This is a genomic window from Rhodopseudomonas sp. BR0M22 (assembly GCF_010907035.1).
Classification (GTDB): domain Bacteria; phylum Pseudomonadota; class Alphaproteobacteria; order Rhizobiales; family Xanthobacteraceae; genus Rhodopseudomonas.
Genome location: NZ_QUMK01000129.1, coordinates 1 through 4,336, shown reverse-complemented (window position 1 = coordinate 4,336; position 4,336 = coordinate 1). Strand labels below are relative to the sequence as shown.

Here is a 4,336-nt window from a genome sequence, read left to right as displayed (position 1 = left end):
GTGCAGTAAGCCTCACGGGAGTCATTCCGGGGCGCGAGCGCAGCTCGCGAACCCGGAATCCCGATGTTGCTGCGGCACCACTCAACAGCTCGAGATTCCGGGTTCGCGCTTCGCGCGCCCCGGAATGACGAATGATAGTTTCGTAGACGAATTCGACCCAAGGAGGATCCGATGGATCTGAATTTCAGCAAGGAAGAGATCGCGTTCCGCGACGAGGTGCGGCAGTTCTTCAAGGACAACGTGCCGGCCAAGACGCGGCAGAAGCTGGTGGAGGGCCGCCACAACACCAAAGAAGAGATGGTGGAGTGGTATCGCATCCTCAACAAGAAGGGCTGGGCGGTGACGCACTGGCCGAAGGAATATGGCGGCACCGGCTGGAGCAGCGTGCAGCACTACATCTTCAACGAAGAGCTGCAGGCCGCGCCCGCGCCGCAGCCGCTCGCCTTCGGCGTCTCGATGGTCGGCCCGGTGATCTACACCTTCGGCAGCGAGGAGCAGAAGAAGCGCTTCCTGCCGCGCATCGCCAATGTCGACGACTGGTGGTGCCAGGGCTTCTCCGAGCCGGGCTCGGGCTCCGACCTCGCGTCGCTCAAGACCAAGGCGGAGAAGAAGGGCGACAAGTGGGTCATCAACGGCCAAAAGACCTGGACCACGCTGGCGCAGCACGCCGACTGGATCTTCTGCCTGTGCCGCACCGATCCGGCCGCCAAGAAGCAGGAAGGCATCTCCTTCATCCTGGTCGACATGAAGACCAAGGGCATCACCGTCCGTCCGATCCAGACCATCGACGGCGGCCATGAAGTCAACGAAGTGTTCTTCGATGACGTCGAAGTGCCGGTGGAGAACCTGGTCGGCCAGGAGAACAAGGGCTGGGACTACGCCAAGTTCCTGCTCGGCAACGAGCGCACCGGCATCGCCCGCGTCGGCATGTCGAAGGAGCGCATCCGCCGCATCAAGCAGCTCGCCGCCCAGGTCGAGTCCGGCGGCAAGCCGGTGATCGAGGATCCCAAGTTCCGCGACAAGCTGGCGGCGGTCGAGATCGAGCTGAAGGCGCTCGAGCTCACCCAGCTCCGCGTCGTCGCCGATGAAGGCAAGCATGGCAAGGGTAAGCCGAACCCGGCGTCCTCGGTGCTGAAGATCAAGGGCTCCGAGATCCAGCAGGCGACCACCGAGCTGCTGATGGAAGTGATCGGCCCGTTCGCCGCGCCCTACGACGTCCATGGCGACGACGATTCGAACGAGACGATGGATTGGACCGCCCAGATCGCGCCCGGTTACTTCAACAACCGCAAGGTCTCGATCTACGGCGGCTCCAACGAGATCCAGCGCAACATCATCTGCAAGGCGGTGCTCGGGCTGTAAGGCGCGACGTCCTCTCCGTCATTGCGAGCGAAGCGAAGCAATCCAGAGCCACGCGCTCGAAGCTGGATTGCTTCGTCGCTTCGCTCCTCGCAATGACGCCCGGTCGATTTTGCTATTCAAGGAAGCATCACGATGGATTTTGATTTGTCCGAGGAGCAGCGCCTCCTCAAGGAAAGCGTCGAAGGCCTGCTGAAGGGCTCTTACGATTTCGACAGCCGCAAGAAGTACGCCAAGGAGAAGGGCGGCTGGAGCCGCGCGGTGTGGGGCAAGTTCGCCGAGCAGGGTCTGCTCGGCCTGCCGTTCTCGGAAGAAGACGGCGGCTTCGGCGCCGGCGCGGTCGAGACCATGATCGTCATGGAAGCGCTCGGCCATGCTTTGGTGCTCGAACCCTATCTGCCGACGGTGGTGATCGGCGGCGGCTTCCTGCGCCGCGCCGGTTCGGCTGCGCAGAAGGCCGCGCATCTGCCCGGGATCATCGACGGCTCCAAGACCTTCGCGTTCGCCCAGCTCGAAAAGAACTCGCGCTGGGATCTCGGCGACGTCTCCACCACCGCCAAGAAGAGCGGCGACGGCTGGGTGATCGACGGCGAGAAGTTCGTGGTGCTGAACGGCGAGGCCGCCGACACCCTGATCGTTACCGCCCGCACCAAGGGCGGCCAGCGTGACCGCGCCGGCGTCGGCGTGTTCCTGGTGCCGGCCGATGCCAAGGGCGTCACCCGCAAGGGCTATCCGACGCAGGACGGGCTGCACGCCGCCGACATCACCTTCACCGGCGTCCAGGTCGGCGCCGATGCGGCGATCGGCGATCCGGAGAACGCGCTCGATCTGATCGAGGCGGTGGTCGATGACGCCCGCACCGCGCTGTGCGCCGAGGCGGTCGGCCTGATGGATGAATCGCTCACCACCACGGTCGAGTACATCAAGACCCGCAAGCAGTTCGGCGTGCCGATCGGCTCTTTCCAGGTGCTGCAGCATCGCGCCGCCGACATGTTCGTCGCCACCGAACAGGCTCGCTCGATGGCGATGTTCGCCACCATGGCGGCGGAGTTCGATGACGCTAAGGAACGCGCCGGCGCGATCGCCGCCGCGAAGGTGCAGATCGGCAAGTCCGGCAAGTTCGTCGGCCAGCAGTCGATCCAGCTCCATGGCGGCATCGGCATGACCATGGAAGCCAAGATCGGCCACTACTTCAAGCGGTTGACCATGATCGAGCAGACCTTCGGCGACACCGATCACCACTTGGCTCGCGTCAGCGCGGGCGGTGGACTGATCTGAGGTAGGTCTCTCAACGAGTCATTCCGGGGCGCTCACGACAGTGAGCGAACCCGGAATCTCTCACCTCCGTCATTCCGGCGCGCGCGCAGCGCGAACCCGGAAGCTCGGCCGCACAAACAACCTCGGGATTCCGGGTTCGCGAGCTTCCGCTCGCGCCCCGGAATGACGACAAAATCCTCGTCATTGCCGGGCTCGACCCGGCAATCCATCCCAAGACGATGGATGCGCGGGTCAAGCCCGCGCAAGACGTGGTCACGCGGGGCTGCCGCGTTCCGCCATAAGTAACAATCAACAACAAGTCCCAGGGAGTATCGCCATGACCACGAATCCGTTCGATCTGTCCGGCAAGGTCGCCGTCGTCACTGGCTCGTCGCGCGGCATCGGTCGCGCGTCGGCGGAGCTGCTGGCCAAGCTCGGCGCCAAGGTGGTGATCTCGAGCCGCAAGGCCGACGCTTGCGAAGAAGTCGCCGAGGGCATCCGGAAACAGGGCGGCGACGCCCATGTCATCGCCTGCAACATCTCCCGGAAAGCGGAAGTCGACGGGCTGATCGACGGCGCGACCGCCAAATACGGCAAGGTCGACATCCTGGTCTGCAACGCCGCGGTGAACCCGTATTACGGCCCGCTGCTCGATATCGCCGACGAGGCGTTCGACAAGATCATGTCGTCGAACGTCAAGAGCAACATCTGGTTGTGCGCTCGCGCGATTCCGCAAATGGCCGAACGCGGCTCGGGCTCGGTCGTCATCATCTCGTCGATTGGGGGCCTGCGCGGCTCCACCGTGATCGGCGCCTACGGCATCTCCAAGGCGGCCGATTTCGCGCTGTGCCGGAGCCTTGCCGGCGAATGGGGCCCGAAGGGCGTCCGCGTCAACGCGATCGCGCCCGGCCTGGTCAAGACCGACTTCGCCCGCGCGCTGTGGGAGGACGAGGCCAATCTCAAGCGCCGCACCGCGGGCACGCCGCTGCGCCGCATTGGTGAGCCGCACGAAATCGCCGGCGCGGTGGCCTATCTCGGCTCCGATGCTTCGACGTTCATGACCGGCCAGACCATCGTGATCGACGGCGGCGTCACCACGGCGTCGGTTTAGGACGCTTTCGAGCCGCCTCGTCGGCGGTTCGCGTCATGCACACACCGGCCAAAAAAAAGCAGGTGCCCGGTTCTGATTTCTTCGGAACCGGAGCCGGCGATGAAAGTTATCCACAGTCGCAGCCGACGCTGTGGGCAGGAGCGGCGAGGGCGTCACCTCGCGAATAAGCCCATATTTGCGGGATATCCGGCGGGTCGATGCGGTGTGCCGCTGCGGTGGCCCAGGGGCGGCTTGTGGTGGCCCTTCCTCCCGGAACCGGGTTTTTCGCGAAACCTTCATTTTCCGCTTGCGGACCCAGAAGGGGGCGACTATACACACATCCACGCGCTGCCCGCCGGTCGGGCGCTCCCACGGTCCCTGGATCGCGGGAGTAATTGGCGCCTTCACTGCTCCTCACTTCGTTGAGTGACGCAACAGCCGATAGTTGTCGGTTGATGCTCTTCTTCGTCGTTGAAGGGTAGGTTCTCTCTTTAAGTAGAGAGTGAGATCTTCGGGTCTCGGGCTGTTTGACAAGTGAAGAAGAAGAAAGAGAAACGTGGACGGCGAAGTCCTTGCGGGTCTCGGTTTTCGGAGGGCTTCGGCTTTCTGGGATTGAGACCGGACGAAAGA

3 protein-coding genes are annotated in these 4,336 nt (G+C 63.9%); all 3 read left to right on the top strand.

All coding sequences use genetic code 11. The annotated features are described in order from the left end of the window. Window positions 1-171 precede the first annotated feature (171 nt). The 3 genes from pimC to DY468_RS24280 all read left to right on the top strand — a co-directional run bounded on the left by pimC (window position 172) and on the right by DY468_RS24280 (window position 3,727). Entirely contained in the window at window positions 172-1,362 is a 1,191-nt protein-coding gene (pimC, locus tag DY468_RS24290) for a pimeloyl-CoA dehydrogenase large subunit (RefSeq protein WP_164608144.1), read from the top strand. Window positions 1,363-1,494: 132 nt separating this feature from the next. Next, window positions 1,495-2,637 carry a pimeloyl-CoA dehydrogenase small subunit gene (pimD, locus tag DY468_RS24285; RefSeq protein ID WP_164608142.1) on the top strand — a complete coding sequence of 381 codons (1,143 nt, stop codon included), beginning with the start codon at window positions 1,495-1,497 and terminating at the stop codon, window positions 2,635-2,637. 316 nt (window positions 2,638-2,953) lie between these two features. Then, entirely contained in the window at window positions 2,954-3,727 is a 774-nt protein-coding gene (locus tag DY468_RS24280) for an SDR family NAD(P)-dependent oxidoreductase (RefSeq protein ID WP_164608140.1), read from the top strand. Window positions 3,728-4,336 lie beyond the last annotated feature (609 nt).